Source organism: Microbacterium maritypicum MF109 (assembly GCF_000455825.1).
Lineage (GTDB): Bacteria > Actinomycetota > Actinomycetes > Actinomycetales > Microbacteriaceae > Microbacterium > Microbacterium maritypicum_A.
Genome location: NZ_ATAO01000044.1, coordinates 1 through 396, shown reverse-complemented (window position 1 = coordinate 396; position 396 = coordinate 1). Strand labels below are relative to the sequence as shown.

Below are 396 nucleotides of genomic sequence, written 5' to 3'. Positions count from 1 at the left end.
GGGCGGCTCATCCAGCAGTACGCTGGCACCGTGCGTCAGGCCGACGGATCCACCGCGATCCAGGCGTACTCGGTGTATTCCGACGACGGCGGCGACACCTGGCAGCGTGGCGAATACGTCGGCACCGGCATGGACGAGAACAAGGTCGTCGAGCTCTCCGACGGACGCGTCATGCTCAACTCGCGAGACAGCTCCGACGGGCGTCTTCGCAAGGTCGCGATCTCGACCGACGGCGGTCACAGCTATGGTCCGGTCACCCGCGACGCCGAGCTGCCCGACCCCACGAACAACGCCTCGATCACCCGCCTGCATCCGGAAGCCGCCGCGGGCAGCGCCGACGCGAAGAAGCTGATCTTCACGAATGCCGCCAACGGGGCGAACAGCAACCGTGTGAAC

At 66.9% G+C, this 396-nt stretch carries 1 pseudogene; it reads left to right on the top strand.

The window, feature by feature from the left end:
* Window positions 1–30: 30 nt before the first annotated feature.
* Window positions 31–396 (top strand): annotated as a pseudogene (locus L687_RS0120825) (sialidase family protein); the annotation flags it as partial.